General features: G+C 74.6%; 19 protein-coding genes and 1 pseudogene. 11 read left to right on the top strand and 9 right to left on the bottom strand.

Annotated elements, in window-relative coordinates; all coding sequences use genetic code 11:
* Positions 1-17: 17 nt before the first annotated feature.
* Entirely contained in the window at positions 18-677 is a 660-nt protein-coding gene (locus ACRB68_RS18460; protein WP_153533779.1) for an NAD(P)-dependent oxidoreductase, read from the bottom strand.
* A gap of 76 nt (positions 678-753) precedes the next feature.
* On the opposite strand from ACRB68_RS18460, the gene ACRB68_RS18465 reads away from it, so the two are divergent.
* The 5 genes from ACRB68_RS18465 to ACRB68_RS18485 are packed head-to-tail and all read left to right on the top strand — an operon-like array spanning position 754 to position 4,457.
* Complete coding sequence (locus ACRB68_RS18465) at positions 754-1,518, top strand: SDR family NAD(P)-dependent oxidoreductase (protein WP_153533781.1); 765 nt, start codon at positions 754-756, stop codon at positions 1,516-1,518.
* Positions 1,515-2,174 (top strand): hypothetical protein, encoded by a 660-nt coding sequence (locus tag ACRB68_RS18470; RefSeq protein WP_153533783.1) that lies wholly within the window; start codon positions 1,515-1,517, stop codon positions 2,172-2,174. Before ACRB68_RS18465 ends, ACRB68_RS18470 begins: the two co-directional genes overlap by 4 nt.
* Entirely contained in the window at positions 2,171-3,004 is an 834-nt protein-coding gene (locus ACRB68_RS18475) for an SGNH/GDSL hydrolase family protein (protein ID WP_153533785.1), read from the top strand. Before ACRB68_RS18470 ends, ACRB68_RS18475 begins: the two co-directional genes overlap by 4 nt.
* Positions 3,005-3,023: 19 nt before the next feature.
* Positions 3,024-3,647: a TetR/AcrR family transcriptional regulator gene (locus ACRB68_RS18480; protein ID WP_153533787.1), complete on the top strand. Its 624-nt coding sequence runs from the start codon at positions 3,024-3,026 to the stop codon at positions 3,645-3,647.
* A 30-nt stretch (positions 3,648-3,677) separates the two neighbouring features.
* Complete coding sequence (locus ACRB68_RS18485) at positions 3,678-4,457, top strand: patatin-like phospholipase family protein (RefSeq protein ID WP_153533789.1); 780 nt, start codon at positions 3,678-3,680, stop codon at positions 4,455-4,457.
* Here ACRB68_RS18485 and ACRB68_RS18490 read toward each other — a convergent pair.
* Together ACRB68_RS18490 and sigE are read right to left on the bottom strand one after the other, a co-directional pair.
* On the bottom strand, positions 4,429-5,250 hold the full coding sequence (locus tag ACRB68_RS18490) for an alpha/beta fold hydrolase (protein WP_328594386.1): 822 nt from the start codon (positions 5,248-5,250) through the stop codon (positions 4,429-4,431). The genes ACRB68_RS18485 and ACRB68_RS18490 overlap by 29 nt on opposite strands.
* 75 nt (positions 5,251-5,325) lie before the next feature.
* Entirely contained in the window at positions 5,326-5,886 is a 561-nt protein-coding gene (gene sigE / locus ACRB68_RS18495) for an RNA polymerase sigma factor SigE (RefSeq protein ID WP_153535082.1), read from the bottom strand.
* 182 nt (positions 5,887-6,068) lie between these two features.
* On the opposite strand from sigE, the gene ACRB68_RS18500 reads away from it, so the two are divergent.
* Positions 6,069-7,340, top strand: a complete 1,272-nt coding sequence (locus tag ACRB68_RS18500; protein WP_328594387.1) for an esterase-like activity of phytase family protein — start codon at positions 6,069-6,071, stop codon at positions 7,338-7,340.
* 139 nt (positions 7,341-7,479) lie between these two features.
* The gene (locus ACRB68_RS18505; protein ID WP_153533792.1) at positions 7,480-9,066 is read left to right on the top strand and encodes an acyl-CoA synthetase; all 1,587 of its coding nucleotides are present in this window, start codon (positions 7,480-7,482) and stop codon (positions 9,064-9,066) included.
* On the opposite strand, the gene ACRB68_RS18510 is transcribed toward ACRB68_RS18505, so the two are convergent.
* A complete protein-coding gene (locus ACRB68_RS18510; protein WP_328594388.1) occupies positions 9,024-10,127 on the bottom strand; it encodes a glycosyltransferase in 1,104 nt (367 codons plus the stop codon). The genes ACRB68_RS18505 and ACRB68_RS18510 overlap by 43 nt on opposite strands.
* Positions 10,128-10,239: 112 nt before the next feature.
* Here ACRB68_RS18510 and ACRB68_RS18515 point away from each other — a divergent pair, with 112 nt between their 5' ends.
* Genes ACRB68_RS18515 through ACRB68_RS18525 form a run of 3 tightly spaced genes read left to right on the top strand, consistent with a single transcriptional unit; the run spans position 10,240 to position 13,608 of the window.
* Positions 10,240-11,082 carry a PIG-L deacetylase family protein gene (locus tag ACRB68_RS18515; RefSeq protein ID WP_328594389.1) on the top strand — a complete coding sequence of 281 codons (843 nt, stop codon included), beginning with the start codon at positions 10,240-10,242 and terminating at the stop codon, positions 11,080-11,082.
* Positions 11,079-12,152: a lysylphosphatidylglycerol synthase domain-containing protein gene (locus tag ACRB68_RS18520; protein ID WP_328594390.1), complete on the top strand. Its 1,074-nt coding sequence runs from the start codon at positions 11,079-11,081 to the stop codon at positions 12,150-12,152. Before ACRB68_RS18515 ends, ACRB68_RS18520 begins: the two co-directional genes overlap by 4 nt.
* 7 nt (positions 12,153-12,159) lie before the next feature.
* Positions 12,160-13,608 (top strand): serine/threonine-protein kinase, encoded by a 1,449-nt coding sequence (locus ACRB68_RS18525; RefSeq protein ID WP_268890381.1) that lies wholly within the window; start codon positions 12,160-12,162, stop codon positions 13,606-13,608.
* Positions 13,609-13,635: 27 nt separating this feature from the next.
* On the opposite strand, the pseudogene rho reads toward ACRB68_RS18525, so the two are convergent.
* Positions 13,636-14,814, bottom strand: a pseudogene (gene rho, locus ACRB68_RS18530) (transcription termination factor Rho); the annotation flags it as partial.
* Between the two features lie 399 nt (positions 14,815-15,213).
* A complete protein-coding gene (locus tag ACRB68_RS18535; protein ID WP_153533798.1) occupies positions 15,214-16,005 on the bottom strand; it encodes a hypothetical protein in 792 nt (263 codons plus the stop codon).
* A 139-nt stretch (positions 16,006-16,144) separates the two neighbouring features.
* Here ACRB68_RS18535 and ACRB68_RS18540 point away from each other — a divergent pair, with 139 nt between their 5' ends.
* The gene (locus ACRB68_RS18540; protein ID WP_153533800.1) at positions 16,145-16,906 is read left to right on the top strand and encodes an enoyl-CoA hydratase/isomerase family protein; all 762 of its coding nucleotides are present in this window, start codon (positions 16,145-16,147) and stop codon (positions 16,904-16,906) included.
* A 4-nt stretch (positions 16,907-16,910) separates the two neighbouring features.
* Here ACRB68_RS18540 and ACRB68_RS18545 read toward each other — a convergent pair whose 3' ends face one another.
* From ACRB68_RS18545 to ACRB68_RS18555, 3 genes are all read right to left on the bottom strand, one after another.
* Positions 16,911-17,708 (bottom strand): hypothetical protein, encoded by a 798-nt coding sequence (locus tag ACRB68_RS18545; RefSeq protein ID WP_153533802.1) that lies wholly within the window; start codon positions 17,706-17,708, stop codon positions 16,911-16,913.
* A 160-nt stretch (positions 17,709-17,868) separates the two neighbouring features.
* Entirely contained in the window at positions 17,869-17,952 is an 84-nt protein-coding gene (locus tag ACRB68_RS41350; protein ID WP_328594531.1) for a type II toxin-antitoxin system RelE family toxin, read from the bottom strand.
* A gap of 186 nt (positions 17,953-18,138) precedes the next feature.
* Positions 18,139-18,420, bottom strand: a complete 282-nt coding sequence (locus tag ACRB68_RS18555) for a hypothetical protein (protein WP_207709727.1) — start codon at positions 18,418-18,420, stop codon at positions 18,139-18,141.
* Positions 18,421-18,454 lie beyond the last annotated feature (34 nt).

Genomic DNA, 18,454 nt, shown 5'->3' on the forward strand with positions numbered 1-18,454 from the left:
GCGGGCGGCGCGGGCCGTCACCCGGCTTTGCGCGAACTTTTGGCGGAGCCGCCGCCGATCTCGACGAACTGTCCGAAGGTGGCGGGTTCGCGCAGGTCGCGGACGATCCAGTCGGCGACGTCGGCCCGGTCGACCGGGCCCGGCCGGTCCAGGTGCCCGCCCACCGCGACCCGGTAGGCGCCGGTCGGGCCGCCGTCCTTCAGCATGGGGGCGCGCAGGATCGTCCAGTCGAGCGCCGACGCCCGCACCGCCTCCTCCATCCGGGCGAGGTCGGCGTGGATCTCCCGGTAGGCCAGGCCCACCACCAGGCGGGTGACCAGGCGCTGCGGCTGCGGCAGGTGGCCGGTGTCCAGGCCCGCCGACGACATCGCCACGAGCCGCCGCACGCCCGCGGCCTCCGCCGCCGCGATCACGTTGCCGCACCCCGCGGAGAAGACCGTGGTGGCGCCGCGGCCCCGCACGCCGAGGGCGACGACGACGGCGTCCTGCCCGCTCATGGGGCCGGTCAGGGCGGCGGGTTCGAGGACGTCGGCGCGCACCGCCGTCAGCCCGGCGCGGGGCCCGGGGACCTTGCCGGGGTCGCGGGCGAGCGCGGTGACGGTGTGGCCTTCGGCGAGGGCGCGGTCCACGAGCAGGCCGCCGGTGCGGCCGGCGGCGCCGACGATGAGGACGTTCACGGGGGCTCCTTCGTGCCTGGCGATTTATTCAGACATACTGTATGACTGAATTAAGAACCGAGCATCGGAGGGGACCATGAAGGCCCAGTACCCGGATCTGGCCGGGCGGGTGGTCGCCGTCACCGGCGGCTCGCGCGGCATCGGCGCGGGGGCCTGCCGGGCGTTCGCCCGGCAGGGCGCCCGCGTGGCGGCGATCGGGCGGGACGAGGCGGCGCTCGCCGCCGTCGCCGACGAGATCAAGGCCGCGGGCGGCGAGGCGCTGCCCGTCGTCGCCGACTGCACCGACGAGAACGCCCTGGACGCCGCCGCACGGCGCATCGCCGCGGCCTGGGAGCCGCCGTCGGTCCTGCTGGCCTTCGCCGGCGGCGACGGCCGGCCCGAGCCGACGGCGGGCATGGACCCCGCGCGCTGGCGCGCCGTCGTGGACGGCAACCTGACCGCGACCTTCCTGACCGTCCGCGCGTTCCTGCCCGCGATGACCGGGCGCGGCCACGGCTCGATCGTGACGATGGCCTCCACCGCCGGCCGGCTGCCCGGCGGGGCGAGCGCCGCCTACGCCGCCGCCAAGGCCGGCGTGCTGATGTTCACCCGCCAGGTGGCCCTGGAGGCCGCCGCGTCCGGCGTCCGGGTGAACTGCGTGGCGCCCGGCTCGGTGCGCACCGAGCGGATGGCGGAGCTGATGACCGAGGAGGTGCGGCAGCGGGTCGCGGCGTTCCACCCGCTCGGGCGGCTCGGCGAGCCGGACGACGTGGCGGGCGCGGCGCTGTTCCTGGCGTCGGACGCCTCGTCGTGGATCACCGGCCAGACGATCGACGTCAGCGGCGGGCGGGTGATGATGTGACCGCCGCGCCTGCCACCACGGGCACCGTCGCCCGGCCCGCGCGCCGTGGCCTGCCGCCGGTCGTCCTGGCGCTGGCGTTCGTGGTGCCGTTCGTCGCGAGCGTCGCCGGTTCGTCGATCATCGGCGACGCGACGTTCCCCTCGCCGTTCGCCGCCGACGCCGACATCCGGCGCTACTTCGCCGGCAACCACGACGCCGTGGTGCTGCAGAGCCTGCTCCAGTGCGTCTCGTCGGTGGCGCTGCTGCTGCTGGCGGTCCGGCTGGCCGAGGCCGCCGGCGGCGCCGCCGCGCGGCTGATCACGGCCGCCGGCGGGGTCGCCGCCGCCTTCCACGTGCTGTCGGCGATGGTCGGCTGGGTGGCGGTGCGCGACGCCGTCCAGGCCGACGGGCCGCTCGTGCGGGCCCTGCACGACCTGGCGTTCCTGACCGGCGGCCCGGCCGGGGTGGCCGCGCTCGGCGTCATGATCGGCGCGACGGCGGCCGGCCTGGGCGCGGCCCTGCCCGGCTGGGCGCGCGCGGCGGGCCTGGTCCTGCTCGCGTTGGCCCTGCTGTCCCTGCTCTGCCTGGCCGCCCAGCCGGCGGCGTTCCTGCTGCCGATCGCGCGGTTCGGCGGCATGCTGTGGCTGATCTTCGCGACCGTGCGGATGACCCGATGAGGCCCGACACGGAGCGGCTCGTCCGCTACATGCGCCCGGAGCGCTCGCTGCCGTTCCTCGGCGGCGCCGGCGAGGACCGCCTGGCGGCGGTGTTCGGCCTGGAGCCGGCCGCCTACCGGCGGTGCGCCGACGACCTCTCCCGCCGGGCCCGCGACGAGGCGCTCCAGATGCTGGCGGACCCCGGCTTCGCCGACCAGGTCGGGCGGCTGCCGTTCGAGAAGGGCGAGACGGTCCTCGCCGTCGGCGAGAGCGACACCGCCGACCGGCTGTCCTGGCTGGAGATGCTGCGCCACCTGCTGGACGAGCGGCACGGCGCGGGCGCGGTGACCGTGGTGAACGCGGCGGTGTCCGGGCAGACCACCACCGAGGCCCTCGGCCGCTGGACCGGCGTGCTGCGGCAGACCGGGCCCGTCGACCGGGTCGTGTGCAAGCTCGGCACCAACGACACGCGGTCGGTCGGCGGCACCACGCTGGTCGGCGCGCACGAGACCCTGCGCAACCTCGGCCTGCTGCGCACCCTGGCCCCGGTGGCCGACGCGCGGTGGGTGTGGATGACCCCGCACCCGGTCGACGAGCGGCGCATCGCCGCGCACCCGTCCTTCGGCCACACCGGCAGCGCGTGGCGCAACGACGACATCGCCGCCGTCGCCGAAGGCATCCGGCGGCGGCCCGAACCCGTCGTGGACCTGGCCGGGGCGTTCCGGCCCGGGGACGACCCCCTGCTCCTCGGCCCCGACGGCCTGCACCCCACGCCGGCCGGGCAGCGGGCGGTGCTCGCCGCCCTGGTGCGGGCGCTGGCGGACGGGCCGATGGGCGATACTGCCGGATGACGTCGGCAGGGAGGCGGGGATGAGCCCGAGGCAGTACGAGATGGGACGCCGCAAGGCCGCGGTGGACGAGACCCGCGCCCGCATCATCCGCGCCACCCGCGACCTGCTGGTGGACGACGGCGTCGTTGCGGTGGACGCGATCGCCCGCCGCGCCGACGTCTCCCGCGCGACCGTCTACTACCAGTTCGGCACGAAGACCGGCCTGCTGGAGGCGCTCTGCGACGACCTGGCCGCGCGCGGCCGGATCGAGCACATCGCCGAGGCGTTCGCGCGGCCCGGACCGCGCGACGCGCTGGCCGGGTTCGTGCGGGCCATGGCCGGGTTCTGGGGGGCGGACCGGGCGTGCATCCGCCGCCTGCACGGGCTGGCGGCGCTGGACGCCGAGGTCGGGCAGGTCATCGCCGCCCGCGACGAGCGCCGCCGGATGGGCGCCGAGGTGCTGGCCCAGCGCCTGGCCGGCGGGACCGGCCACCGGCGGCTGGGCGTGCTGATCTTCACCCTGACCGGCTTCGCGGTCTTCGACTCGCTCGCCGAGGACGGGGAGACCGCCGACGCCGTGCCCACCGTGCTCGGCCTGCTGGACGCCGCGATCGCCGGCGGACCGGTCGATCGACGGATGCCGCCGGAGACCGCCGGCTCCTAGCCTTCTCGGCATGACCTTCGAGGAGGAACGATGACGGCACTGGTGCTCGGGCCGGGCGGCCCCGTCGGCACGGCCTGGCTGCTCGGCCTGGCCGCCGGGCTGCGCAAGGAGGGCGTCGACCCGGCGGACGCCGACCTGGTCGTCGGGACGTCGGCGGGCGCGATCGTCGGCGCGCTGCTGACCGCCGGCCGCGACCCGGCCGGCTTCGCCGACGTCCCGGCGAACCGGCCGGGCCGCAAGAGCGCCATGAGCACGGTGATGGCCGAGGTGTTCCGCGTCCTCGGCGAGCCCGGCCTGGAGCACCCCGAGAAGCTGCGGCGGGTCGGCCGGCTGGCGCTCGCCGCCGACGCGCTGCCCGAGGAGGAGCACCTAGCGAACATGCGCTTCCTCGTCGGCACCGACGAGTGGCCCGGGCGGCGGCTGCTCATCACCACCGTGGACGTCGAGCGCGGCACGGTCGCGGTCTGGGAGGGCGGGGTGCCGCTCGTCGCGGCGGTCTCGGCCAGCAGCGCCGCACCCGGCTACGCCCGCCCGGTCACCCTCGACGGGCGCCTCTACATGGACGGCGCGTTCGGCGGCGGCTCCCACGTCCACCTCGCCGCCGGGCACGGCCCGGTCGTGCTGGCCGAACCGATGCCGAACGTCGGCGGGCCGCCGGCCGGGGCGGACCTGCACCTGGTCCCCGACACGGCCGCGCGGGAGGCGTTCGGGCCCGACCTGGCCGACCGGACGCGCTGGGCGCCGGTCTACCGGGAGGGGTTCCGGCAGGGCCGCGACGCCGCTACGCGGTGGCCGCTTCGGGCGTCGTAGCGGACGACAGCAGCGGGTGCGCGCTGCCCTCCAGCAGGACCTTGGCGACCAGCTCGGGGTCGTCGCCCATCGGGACGTGCCCGCAGCCCTCCAGCCACACGAACCGGGCGTTCGGCAGCCGCCGCTGCGCCCGGATGGCCTGCCGGGGCAGCAGCACCCGGTCGTTGACGCCCCACCCGATCGTGACGGGCACGTCGGCGCACGAGCCGAGGAACCGGGTGTCGCGGCCCGCCCGCAGCGTCGGCTCGAACCCGATCGCGGTGCGCATCGCGCGGGCGTCGGCGACCAGCTCCTCGACCTCCAGCAGGTCGGGGCGGCCGTAGATCATCCCGAAGAGCGCCTTGCGGCGGCGCGGCGAGCGGGCGAGCTGCTGGAGCACCGCGTCGGGGACGCGCGCGCCCATCCGGGACGCGCGCAGCACCGACATGGCGTAGCGCAGCTCGGCGGCGTTGAAGAAGCCGGCCGGGGACAGCGCGGTCGCCGAGGAGACCAGGCCGCGGTCGGCGGCCTCCAGGCTGAACAGGCCGCCGAGGGAGTTGCCCGCGATGTGCGGGCGGTCCAGGCCGAGGTGGGCGAAGGCGCCCGCGAGGGACTCCATCGCGGAGTCCAGCGTGTAGGGGGTGCCCTCCGGCAGCGGCGGCGACATGCCGAAACCGGGCAGGTCGACCGCGATGACGTCACGCTCGGCGGCGAGCCGGTCCATGACGGGCTTCCAGGCCTGCCAGCGGTGGCCGATGCCGTGCAGCAGGACCAGGGGCGCGCCGGATCCGCGGCGCTCGAAGACGATGTCCACGGGGGGAGCGTAAGCCAGCGTTCACTTATCGGTCACGGTGACGGTCATCACGTCACCGGTGCTTCACCCGGGCGCTCAGCTCGGGCAGTTCACCGCGGGCGCCTCCACCACGGGCGCCTCCGTCACGGGCCGGCGGTGCTCCAGCGCGGTGCGCAGCTGCGCGCGGCCCCGGTGGATGCGCGAGCGGACGGTGCCGAGCTTGACGCCGAGCGAGGCGGAGATCTCCTCGTAGGTGAGGCCCTCGATGTCGCAGAGCACCACGGCCGCCCGGTACTCGGGGGCCAGGGAGTCCAGCGCCTTCTGGATGTCGGCGTCCAGGTGGTGGTCGTCGTAGACCTGCGCGGGCGACGGCTCGCGGCCCTGCAGCCGCTCGGCGGCGTCGTCGGCGAGCGCGTCGAAGCGGATGCGCTGCTTGCGCCGGGCGCGGTCCAGGAAGAGGTTGGTGGTGATGCGGTGCAGCCAGCCCTCGAACGTGCCGGGGCTGTAGGACGACAGGGAACGGAAGACCCGGACGAAGACGTCCTGGGTCAGGTCCTCGGCGTCGTGCCGGTTGCCGGTCAGCCGGTACGCCAGCCGGAACACCCTGCTGGAGTGCTCACTGACGATCTCCTCCCATGTGGGAGGGGTCCACGCCATCGCGCCTGCGCTCACCGCTACCCCCGTCTGATACGAAATCGTTACGGCACAGCATGCCCTGGCGCGGATAAGAGGGGTGTAAGAACATCGGCGATTGGCCGGATGCGGCGCGGCCGGCCGGGGCGCCCGAGGCTTCATCCGCAGCTCACCGGCCGTACACCCGGGTCCCCTAGGTTCCGCGTGTGATTCATCGCTCATCCCTCGGGATCGCCGCCCTCGCGGCCGCCGTCCTGTTCCCCGGTACCGCCCACGCCGCCTCCCACCACGACCAGGAGGGCGCGACGCTGCCGCGCATCCCGCTGCAGAGGTTCGAGCGCGGCATCGGCGACGACCGGGGCATCGCGCTCGGCGGCATCGGCAGCGACCTGTTCCACGAGCCGGGCGCGCCCCGCGACGAGTTCTGGGCGATCACCGACCGCGGCCCGAACGGCACGGCCACGGTGAACGGCGAGGAGCGCGTCACGTTCCCGGTGCCCTCGTTCGACCCGGCCATCGTCAAGGTGCTCGCGCGGGGCGGGAAGCTGAAGGTCGTCACGACGATCCCGATCACCGGCCGGCACGGCAAGCCGGTCACCGGCCTGCCGAACATCGAGGGCCGCGAGGAGGCCCCCTACACGGTGGACGGCTCGCAGCGGCTGCCGTTCAACCCCGACGGCATCGACCCCGAGGGCCTGGTCCGCACCGCGAACGGCGAGTTCTGGGTGGCCGAGGAGTACGGCCCGTCGCTGCTGCACCTGGACCGGCGCGGCCAGGTCGTCGAGCGGTTCGTGCCGAAGGGGTGGAGCGCGCCGGGCGTGAACTACCCCGTCCGCGACACGCTGCCGGCGATCTTGAACAAGCGCACCTACAACCGCGGCTTCGAGGGCCTGACGGTCTCGCCGGACGGCCGGTCGCTGTACGCGGCGGTGCAGAGCCCGCTGTCCAACCCCGACAAGAAGACCTACAAGGCGTCCCGCAACACCCGGATCCTCAAGTTCGACCCGCGGCGCGGGCAGGTCACCGGCGAGTACGTGTACCGCTTCGAGGACGTCTGCTCGTTCGACCCGGCGTCGTGCGGCTCGCAGAACGACATGAAGATCTCCGGCCTCAGCATGCTGGACGACCACCGGATCCTGGTGGACGAGCGCACCGACAAGGTCGCCCGGATCTACACCGTCGACCTGCGCCCGGCCACCGACATCGCGGGCTCGGCCTGGGACGACGCGGCCACCGCGCCGTCGCTGGAGAAGAACGCCGGGGTGCCCGCCGGGGTGACCGCGCTGCCGAAGACCCTCGCCGTGGACCTGGCGGCGGTGCCGGGCATCCCGGGCAAGATCGAGGGGATCGCGCCGGTCGGCCGGCACACGCTCGCGGTGATCAACGACAACGACTTCGGGCTCGGCACGTTCGGCCCCGACGGCCGCCTGATCGACAGCGGCGTGGCGACGCGGCTGCGCTACGTCCGGCTGCCGTGACGCCTCACACGGGCGGCCCGGTGGGGGGCCGCCCGTGTGACTCATCTCATTGGACCGTTTGTCAGCAGTAATTGAATACTTATCATGTGCTGAGGATGATTCGAGGAATTCCTCCCACCCCGACCCGCGAGGACGTGGCATGGCGCGCAGCTACAACCTGGCCGATCTGCTCGAAATCCTGGCCGAGGCCGGGCCCGACCGGCCCGCGCTGGTCGCCGGCGACCAGCGCCGGACCTACCGGGAGCTGAACGAGCGGGCGAGCCGCGTCGGCCACCACCTCTCGGAGGCGGGCGTGCGGGCGGGGCAGCACGTGGCGATCCTGGCCTACAACCGGGTCGAGTGGATCGAGGCGATGCTCGGCATCTTCAAGATCCGGGCGGTGCCGATCCCGGTGAACTTCCGCTACGTCGCGGGCGAGCTGCACCACGTGCTGTCGGACTCGGACTCGGTCGCCCTGATCGGCGAGCGCTCGCTGCTGGCCAAGGTCGAGGAGGTCCGCGCCGACCTGCCGAAGCTGCGCCACATCATGGTGATCGAGGACGGCGCGGACAACGAGGTCCCCGGCTCGATCCCCTATGAGGCCGCGCTCGCCGGGACGGAGTGGGAGGACGAGTTCCCCGAGCGCTCCAGCGACGACCGCTACATCATGTACACCGGCGGCACGACCGGTTACCCCAAGGGCGTCGAGTGGCGCTGCGAGGACATCTTCTTCGGCGCGCTCGGCGGCGGCAACGTCCTCGGCGACCCGATCTCCAGCCCCGAGGCCATCGCCGCCAACGCCGAGCAGCCGCCGATGGCGGTGCTGGACTGCGCGCCCGTCATGCACGGCGCCGGGCAGTGGGTGGCGTGCATGGGCCTGTTCAGCGGCGCCAAGGTCGTCCTGTACACCGACCACGCCTTCGACCCCGCCGAGGCCCTCCGCCTGCTCGCCGAGGAGCAGGCCAACGTGATGATGGTCGTCGGCGACGTGATGGCCCGCCCGATCGCCAAGGAGCTCGACCGCGGCGGCCACGACGTCTCCTCGCTGTTCGCGATCGCCTCCGGCGGCGCGCCGCTCACCGAGGGCGCCAAGGACGAGCTGAAGGCGCACCTGCCGAACGTGCTGTTCCTCGACAACTACGGCGCGTCCGAGACCGGCGCGTGCGGGCCGTCGGTCGGCGGCAAGGAGGGCACCGCCCGCTTCCAGATGAAGCCGGGCATCACCGTGCTGGACGACGACCTCAAGCCCGTCAGGCCCGGCGAGATCGGCAAGCTCGCGCGCAGCGGCCACATCCCGCTCGGCTACTACAACGACCCGAAGAAGACCGCCTCCACGTTCTTCACCGACGCCGACGGGGTGCGCTGGTCGGTGCCCGGCGACTACGCCTCGCTGGAGGAGGACGGCACGATCGTGCTGCTCGGCCGCGGCTCCCTGATGATCAACACCGGCGGGGAGAAGGTGTACCCCGAGGAGGTCGAGGTCGCGCTGAAGGACCACCCCGACGTCTACGACGTCGTCGTGGTCGGCCTGCCCGACGAGCGGTTCGGCCAGCGCGTCGCCGCCGTCGTCGCGCCCCGCCCCGGCACCGCGCCGACGCTGGAGGAGCTGACCGAGCACTGCCGCGGCCGCCTCGCCGGCTACAAGCTGCCCCGCACGGTCAAGCTGGTCGAGGAGGTGCAGCGCACCGCGGTCGGCAAGTCCGACTACAAGTGGGCCAAGGCCGTCTTCGCCGACGCCAGCTCGTAGCAGCCGTCGAAGGCCGACAGGACCGCCGGCCAGGTGCACCGCACCGGCTCGGTGGCCCGGTTGTGCGCGGCGATCCGGTGCCGCAGCGCCGGGTCGGCCGCGAGCAGCAGCAGCGCCGCCGCCAGTTCGGGGACGGTCCGGCCGAGCAGTCCTTCGCGGCCGGACTCCACGAAGCCGGCGACGCCGCTGCCCGCCTGCGCCACCACGGGCAGGCCCGCCAGGCGCGCCTCCAGCGCGGCCAGCCCGAACGACTCGCGGGCGGCGGGCGCCAGGAACACGTCCGCGCCCGCCAGCACCTCCCGGACGGCCGGGCGGTCCAGCCGTCCGGTGAGGTGCACCCAGCCGTCCATGCGGTGGCGTCTCAGGTAGCGCTCCATCCGGGCCCGCGCGGGGCCGTCCCCTACGACGGTCGCCCGGACCGGCGCGCGCGCTGCGACCTCGCGCAGCAGCCGCAGCAGGGTCATCGGCTCCTTGCGCGGGGCGAGCCGTCCGACCGCGACCACGTGCATCCGCCCGTCCGGACGCGGCATGCGTTCCGGCGGCCGGCACCACTCCGCGAGGTCGATGCCGTTCGACACCACCCGCACCGGCGCGCGCGCTCCCACCACCCGCCGGATCGGCAGCGCCGCCGCCTCGCTCACCGTCGTGACGACGAGGCCGCCCGGCCGCCGCGTCCAGCCCGCGAACAGCGCCCGGTACGCCGACCGGCTGACCGGCCCCCACAGGCTGTGGACGGTCAGCACGATCGGCAGGCCCGCGCGCCCGGCCCGGCGCACCGCCCGCCACGCGAACGGCGACACCGCGCCCGCGTGCACATGCACGATGTCGGGCTTGCCGGCCTCCAGCAGCGGCCCGAGCGACCGGCCGACCGGCAGCTCCCAGGGCAGCGGCGCGACGAGCCGCTCGACCGGGACGGCGCGGCCGGCGTCCGGCCCCGGGGTCGCGGTGGCCACGGTGACGTCGTGCCCGGCCGCCCGCTGCGCCCGGGCCAGTTCGTCCACCTGCACCTCGATCCCCCCGAGCCGGGGCAGGAAGCAGTCACTGACGTGGAGGATCCTCACCCTGGGAGTGTCGGCAGTCCGCGCCCGGCGCCGCCGCCCGCCCACCGGGCGCTGGCACAGGTTTGACGCCGCCGAGGCCTGATCTTCACGGAGCCGCGGGAATCTAGAGGGCGTGCGACGTACCTGCGTCTTCTTCCATGCCCATCCCGACGACGAGGCGCTGCTGACGGCCGGCACCATGGCCCGGCTGACCGCCGAGGGCCACCGCGTCGTGCTGGCCGTGGCGACGGCGGGCGAAAAGGGGCTCACCGGCAGGAAGGGGGACGGGGACGGGCTGGGGGAGGTCCGCACGGCCGAGCTGCACGCGTCGGCGGCGGCGCTCGGCTGCGCGCGGGTCGTCCTGCTCGGCTACGCCGACTCGGGCCTGGACGGCGCCGCGCCCGGCGGGTTCGCCCGCGCGGACGTCGGCGAGGCCGCCGCCCGGCTGGCCCGGCTGCTGCTGGAGGAGGACGCCGACCTGCTCACCGTGTACGACCCGGCGGGCGGGTACGGGCATCCCGACCACGTCCAGGTCCACCGGGTCGGGGTCGCGGCCGCCGAGCTGGCCGGGACCCCCGTCGTGCTGGAGGCGACCGTGGACCGGGACCTGCTGCTGCGGGTGCTGCGCCCCCTCGCGCGCTGCGGGCTGCTGCCGCGCGCGCTCGACGTCGCCCGCTTCGAGACCGCCTACGCGGGCCGCGGCGAGATCACGCACCGGGTGCGGGTCGGGCCCTGGGCGGGCGCCAAGCGCGCCGGCATGGCCGCGCACGCCACCCAGACGAGCGGCGGCGACTCGGTCCGCACGCTCGCGGCGCTGCTGCGGCTGCCGCGCCCGCTGTTCCGCCGGGTGCTCGGCACCGAGTACTACGTCCGGCGGGACCTGCCTCCGGGGACCGTCCTCGCGCACCCGTTCGACCGGTGGCCGCTGGACGGCCGGCGCGGCCGTGCCCCCGCGGGCACGACGGCGCGCGGGTGAACCGACCGGCCCGTGCCGTCCTGTCGGTTCTGTCGCTGGCGGCGGCCGTGGCCCTGGTGCTCGCCCTGCCCTACCTGGTCGGCGTCGACTGGACGCGGATCGGCCGGGAGCTGTCCCGGCTCGGGCCCGGGGAGCTGGTCTGGCTGTCGCTGCTCTGGCTCGCCGGGCTGTGGGCCTACACCTTCGTCCTCACCGCGTCGCTGCCCGGCCTCACCCACCCGCACGCGTTCCTGCTGAACCTGGTCGGCAGCGCGGTCAGCAACCTGCTGCCGTTCGGCGGCGCGGCGGGCGTCGCCGCGACGTTCGTGATGGCGCGCGGCTGGGGCCACCGGGGCGCCGCGATCGCGGTGTCCACGCTGGTCACCGGCGTGTGGAACGTGCTGGCGCGGCTGCTGCTGCCCGCCGTCGCCATCATCGCGCTGCTCGCCGCGGGGCAGGTGCCGGACCGGCGCGTCGCGGCCGTGGCGGCCCTCGGCGCCGCCGCGCTGCTCGGCGCCGCGGGCCTGGCGTGGCCGGCGCTGCGGTCCGAGCGCGCCGCGCGGGCGGTCGACCGGACCCTGCGCCGGGCGGCGGGGCGGCTGCCCGCCCGGCCCGCCGCGCTGCTGGCCCGCGCGGGCGGCGCGCTGCTGGAGGTGCGCGCGCGGACCGCCGGGGTGCTGCGCACCGGCGCGCGCGGCCTGACGCTCGGCATGGTCGCCTACCTGGCGCTGCAGGCGTGGCTGCTGCAGGCCTGCCTGGCCGCCGTCGGCGCGCGGATCGGGCTCGCCGAGACCGTCGCGGTGTTCGCGATCAACCGGATGCTCACCACGGCGGTGGTCACCCCGAGCGGGGCCGGCATCAGCGAGACCGGGACCGCCGCGCTGCTGGTGCACTTCGGCGTGGCGGGCGGCCCGGCCGCCGCCGCGACGATCTTGTACTCCTTTTACACCTACGCGATCGAGGTGCCCGCCGGCGGGCTGGCCTGGATCTGCTGGATCCTCGGCCGCCAGGGGCCTGCGGGGGTCCGGCGACCATGGTCAAAAAATGATTGCCGCCGGTCGGGCATGCCGTGGCGGCGTTTCGACGAATAACAGGCACATGGAGGCGAAACGGTTGATTCCGCTGGGGCAGCGGTATCGCCTGCTTTCTCCGGTGGGCCAGGGCGGCATGGGAATCGTGTGGCGCGCCTACGACGAGATGCTGGACCGCGACGTGGCCATCAAGGAGGTGCGGCTGTCCGAGCGGCTCGGCACCGACGAGCACCGGCTGGTCTACCGGCGCCTGGTCGACGAGGCCCGCGCCACCGCCGCGCTGCACCACCCGGGCGTCGCCGCCCTGTACGACGTGCTCGTCGAGGACGGGCGGCCCTGGCTGGTCATGGAGTACCTGGACGCGCGCTCGCTGCGGCAGCTGGTCGACGAGGAGGGCCCGCTGCCCACCGCCCGCGCCGCCGAGGTCGGCCTGGCGGTGCTGTCGGTGCTGCGCGCCGCGCACGGCGCCGGCATCCTGCACCGCGACGTCAAGCCGAGCAACGTGCTGCTCTGCTCCGACGGCCGGGTGCTGCTCACCGACTTCGGTCTCGCCGTGCACGCCCAGAACGGGCAGAACGTCACCGACACGCTGCCGCCGGGCATCGAGGGGTCGCCGGCCTACCTGCCGCCCGAGCGGGTGCGCGGCGAGCCCGGCACCGAGGCGTCGGACATGTGGTCGCTCGGCGCGACCCTGTACACCGCGATCGAGGGCACCTCGCCGTTCCTGCGCGCGCACGCGATCGCCTCGATGCTGGCGGTGCTGCTGCACGAGTACGAGCCGCCGGCGCGGGCCGGCGTGCTGAAGCCGATGATCGACGGGCTGCTGCAGCCCGACCCGGCCGACCGGCTGGACGCCGACACCACCGAGCGGCTGCTGCGCGCGGCCGTGGAACTGCAGGAGCAGACCGCGCACGGCCCGGCGATCTGGCGCTGGCCGCGGGTCGGGGCGCTCGGCAGCACCGCGGTGTTCGTGGTCGGCGTGGTCGCCGCCGGCGCGTGGTCGGCGCGCTGGGACGCGGTCGGCAAGAGCGACGCGGCGGCGCTGGTCGCCGGCTCGTCACCGCGGACGGTGGCCTACCACGAGCCCGCCGGCTACACCGTGGAGGTGCCCGCGGGCTGGCGGCACGCCCGGCGGCGGGACGGCGCCGTCGAATGGGCCGACCCCGCGTCCGGGCTGCGGCTGCGCATCGCCCCGGCCGGTCAGCAGGCCGGGGACGCCCTCGCCGGGCTGCGCCGGGCCGAGCAGCGGGCCGGGCGGCACTACCCCGGCTACCGGCGGCTCCGGCTGGAGACGGCGCCCGACATCGCGGGCGGCGCGGCCGAATGGGAGTTCGTCTGGCACCCGGGCGGGAACGCGGGCGGCGGCACGGCCGAAGACGCGGCGGGCCTGCACGCGCTGCGCAGCCGGGCGGCCGGGTACGACTTCACCTTCACCGCGCCGGACTCCCGCTGGACGCCGGGCCAGCGGGTCTACGACAGGATCCTGCGCTCGTTCCGGCCCGACCGGGAGCGCTAGAGGCGGCGCCGGCCCCGGGGGCCGGGCTCAGGTGGACTGCTGGACGCGCAGCAGGAACTCGGCGTTGGAGGCGGTGCCCTTCATCTTCTCCAGCAGCTGCTCGATGGCGCCCTGCTTGTCCATGCCCGACAGGGCGCGGCGCAGCCGCCAGTTCAGGGCCAGCTCCTCGGGGCTCATCAGCAGCTCCTCGCGGCGGGTGCCGGACGCCTCCAGGTCGACGGCGGGGAACACACGCCGGTCGGCCAGGGAGCGGTCGAGCTTCAGCTCCATGTTGCCGGTGCCCTTGAACTCCTCGAAGAACACCTCGTCCATGCGCGAGCCGGTCTCCACCAGCGCGGTGGCGAGGATGGTGAGGGAGCCGCCGTTCTCGATGTTGCGGGCGGCGCCGAAGAACTTCTTCGGCGGGTACAGCGCGGTCGTGGCGACACCGCCGGCCAGGATGCGGGTGTTGGACGGCGCGGCCAGGTTGTAGGCGCGGCCGAGCCGGGTGATGGAGTCCAGCAGCATGACCACGTCGTGGCCCTGCTCGACCAGCCGCTTGGCGCGCTCCACGGCGAGCTCGGCGAGCGCGGTGTGCTCCTCGGCGGGCCGGTCGAAGGTCGAGTGGATCACCTCGCCCTGCACCGTGCGCACCATGTCGGTGACCTCTTCGGGGCGCTCGTCGATGAGCACGACCATCAGGTGGCAGTCGGGGTTGTTCACGCTGATCGCGGCGGCCAGCGACTGCAGCACCATGGTCTTGCCGACCTTGGGCGGCGACACGATGAGGCCGCGCTGGCCCTTGCCGATCGGCGACATCAGGTCGATGATCCGGGTCGCGAGCGGGCCGGTGTCCAGGCGCAGCCGCTCGTCGGGGAACAGCGGCGTCAGCCGGCCGAACTCCGGGCGGCCCGCGGCCTGCTTCGGCGACACGCCGTTGACGGTCTCCACGCGCACCAGCGCGCTGAACTTCTCCCGGCCCGAGCGGGGGGTGCGGGCGGTGCCCTCGACGATGTCGCCGGGGCGCAGGTGGCCGGTCTTGACCTGGGCGAGGGAGACGTACACGTCGTCGGGGCCGGGGAGGTAGCCCTGCGTCCGCACGAACGCGTGCTTGTCCTGGACGTCCAGGACGCCGTGGAACGGGACGGTCAGCTCCTCGGCGGACGCCTGTCCCGTGCTCTGGCCTGCGTTCTGCTGAGCGGTGCTCGGCCGGCCCTGGCTCTGCCGGGGCACCTGCGCGGGCAGGGTCTTTTCCGGGGAGATGGTGGTACTGGGCAATGCGGGTCCCTTCTCAGGCGGCGCGAACACTCGCGCTCCACCGGAAGTCTGTTCCCCCGGGCGGCTGCGATACCCGCGGCGCGCTGGCGGGAGGTACGAAAGAATGGCGGCTCGGTTCACCCGACCGGCTACGGCTCCCTTGGTGCGATGGCCCGGCACACGCGAGGCGCATATCCGGGCACGGACGAATGGGGAACGCGGAACACCGGGCGCTCAGATGGCCCGGGCGGGGAAACACGCCTTCGCCGCTCGCTGTCGAAGTCCGAAGGCTCGCGGAGAACGAAGGCGCTACCACGACAGTACAGCACTTCGCTCCCAGTTGGCATTCCCGGCCTCCGGCGCCGGCCCTCAGCGGCGGCCCGAACGCCGCGACCCCGACCTGGTGCCCGTACCCGTCTTGGACGGGGTGGAACCGGTGGAGCGCCTGGTGGTGGGCCCGGTGCGGGGCCGGCCCGTCGAGCCGGGGGCGCCGGCGACGACCGGCCAGCTCAGGTAGCTCTTGACGCGCTTGCGGGACCTGAGCCTGCGCCGGTCCTTCTCGGTCCGGCACTCGGCGTCGCGGAAAACGGTCTTCTCGACCACGGCCTCGGTGCCGGCCGCGGTGCTCAGCGCCTTGCCGAGGACGACGGCCCGGCCGTCGGCGGGCACCCTCATCGGCAGCGACAGCGTCACCGAGTCCTTCTCGACGACCGGCGCGACCTTCAGCCGCACCGGCTTGCGGACGCCGCTGGTGACCGTCCACCTGCCCTTGAGCAGGCGGGCGCGCACCACCGTCTCCAGCGACCCCTGCTTCAGGGTGGTGCTGTAGGTCGTGGCGCCCGCGGCGGGCTCGGCCGGCAGCGGGCCGGCGGGCTTGAAGGTGACGGTGCCGCCCTCGTCGTCGCGGTCCCAGGACACCCACAGCAGGTCGATCCACAGCGGCTTGGCGGTACCGGCCTTCTTCTGGGCGGCGCTCCACTGCAGGTCGCCGGCCGGGTCCTCGCAGACCAGGGTGCCCTCGGGGGTGTCGGCGCCGGCGGGGGTGGCCGCCGGCGTGGTCGTGGGGGCGGCCTTGGCGCCGCCGTCCCCGCAGGCCGTGAGGGCGAGGAGCAGGGCGGCCGCCCCGGCGGTGGCCCGCGTGAGCGCCGGACGGTCGGTCATGGTGGCGGGCCTCCGTGGGGGTTTTCCGGTAATTGATCCTTATAGCCCTCTTCGACTCGTGAGTGCCACCCCGGGTTCCGCCGGAGAACGCGCCCGGAACGCCCCCTACGATGACGACGACGAACCGAGGGGGACCGACATGAGCCTGCGCCGTGAGATCGCCGGCGGCATCGCGACGATCACGATCGACCGGCCGGGCAAGCGCAACGCGATGACCGCCGACATGTGGCGGGCGCTGCCGCCGCTGCTGGACGGCCTGGCCGCCGACCCCGCCGTGCGCGCCCTGGTGCTCACCGGCGCCGGCGGCGACTTCTGCGCCGGCGCCGACATCGGCGAGCTGGCCGCCATCAACCGGCCCGACGACGGGCACCTGTCCACCGCCGCCGAGGAGGCGCTCGCCGCCTTCCCCAAGCCGACCATCGCCGCGATCGAGGGGTTCTGCGTCGGCGGCGGCTGCCAGCTCGCCCTCGCCTGCGACCTGCGGTTCGCCGCGTCCGGCGCGCGGTTCGGCATCACCCCGGCCAAGCTCGGCATCGTCTACCCGGCCTCGGCGACGGCCCGGCTGGTCCGCCAGACCGGCGCGTCCGCCGCCAAGTACCTGCTGTTCTCGGCCGACCTGGTGGACGCCGCGCACGCGCTGCGCATCGGCCTGGTCGACGAGACCGCCCCCGACGTGCACGCCCGCGTCGCCGAGTTCGCCGCCACCCTCGCCACCCGCTCGCTGCTCACCCAGCGGGCCGCCAAGGACATCGTGGACGCCATCGCCGCCGGCGAGCCCGTCGAGGCCAAGGTCCGCGGCTGGCTGGACGAGGTCACCGCGGGCGGCGACGTCGCCGAGGGCGTCGCGGCGTTCCTGGAGCGCCGGCCCCCGTCCTTCACCTGGACCGCCCCTACGCACTGAGCCCCTAAGCACTGAGCGCGGTCGCGTCGAGCAGGCGCGACTCGGGCAGGCGCCGCAGCCCGTCCGGGTCGGCCAGCGGATCGGCCCCGCAACGCAGCCTGGCCAGCGTCAGGACACCGCAGACCAGCGCGTCCGGCGTCCGCACCATCACCAGCGGGCCGACTTGGGCGCCGCCCTGCCCGACGCCGCGCAACGCCTCCAGCAGCGCGCGCGCTTCCGCACCGGGCGCGCGCAGCAACTCGATGAAATCCCGCTCCAACGCCCGCGGGCTACGCCCCGACAAGTAGTAGCGGACCCGCCAGGGCTCCTCCTCCACCGGAACGACCATCTCCACCCGCAACCCGCACGCCCCGGCGAACCGCTCATAAGCGCGGCCGAGCTCCGCCCGCACCTCCTCGTCATCGGCGGCGAGCGCCCCTACCACCGTGTCGACCGGATCGGCGCCGAGCGACGCCGCCACCGCCTGGTCCAGCCGCCCCGCGAGCTGCGCCCGGATCGCGGCGACCTCCCCCTCCAGCCGGTCCAGCGCCGCCCGATGCGCGCCGAGCCCCTGGTTGACCTGCGGCACGACCCGGTCGTTGATCTGCGTGACCAGCGACGCGATCCGCCCGTCGGTCTCGGTCAGCGCCGTCGCCTGCTTGTCCTGCGCCCGGCGCAGCCGCGCCACCTCCTCGGCCGTCCCGGCGACCCGCCGCCGCAGCAGCGCGACCTCGGGCCCCCCGCCGCTCCGCTTCCGGTCGAACGCCAGGTACAGCTCCCGCCCGGCGATCGCCAGGCAGAGCAGGATCAGGATCACCGTCATCGCGCCCTCCAACGGGCCATCTCGCCGAGCAAGATAATTCAATATCTCCTGCCGCCGATAGCCCGGAAAGGGAGAAAGGTGATATGGCGATGACCTTCACTCCGGAAGAACTCCGGTTGCTCGTTTACCGTCCTACCCGGCAACCGCCCATCCGCTCGGCTCAGCGGTCGCGGTAGACCCGGCTCCGGTGACCGATCTCGATGACCAGGACGAGCAGCTCTCCGTCATCGACGGTGTAGATGATCCGGTAGTCCCCACCCGGATGCGGAGGACTCCGGACACTCCCTGCAGAGCGATCGCGCCACTAGGGCGGCAGTTCTCTGCGAGAGCATCGATGGCGGCGGCGACCCGGCGGCGTACCGGTTCGTCCAGGGCGGCCAGTTGTTTCTCCGCGCTGGGCAGCAGCGCGACGCGGTAGTCGGCCATCGGGTCAGAGCTCGAGCCGGCTCTTGACCTCTTCCCACGGGACGACGGGTTCCCCGGCCTCGACGGCGGCCAGGGCGCGCCGTGCGGCGAGGCTGTCCTGGAGGTCCTCGAACAGCTCCGCGCGTTCCTCGGCGCTCATCGCGGCCAGCTCGCCGGCGATATCGGCCGGGACGATCGCGGCCAGCCGTTGACCGTGCTCGGTCAGATAGACCACCTGCCCCCGGTCCGCGGCGCGGTGGGCAAGATCGGCCAGGCCGGGCACGTCTTCCAGGGGCAACTCGCTCATGTCCATACCGTAGGTCATCACCCTTCGTGGATGT

Source organism: Actinomadura macrotermitis (assembly GCF_009604375.1).
Lineage (GTDB): Bacteria > Actinomycetota > Actinomycetes > Streptosporangiales > Streptosporangiaceae > Spirillospora > Spirillospora macrotermitis.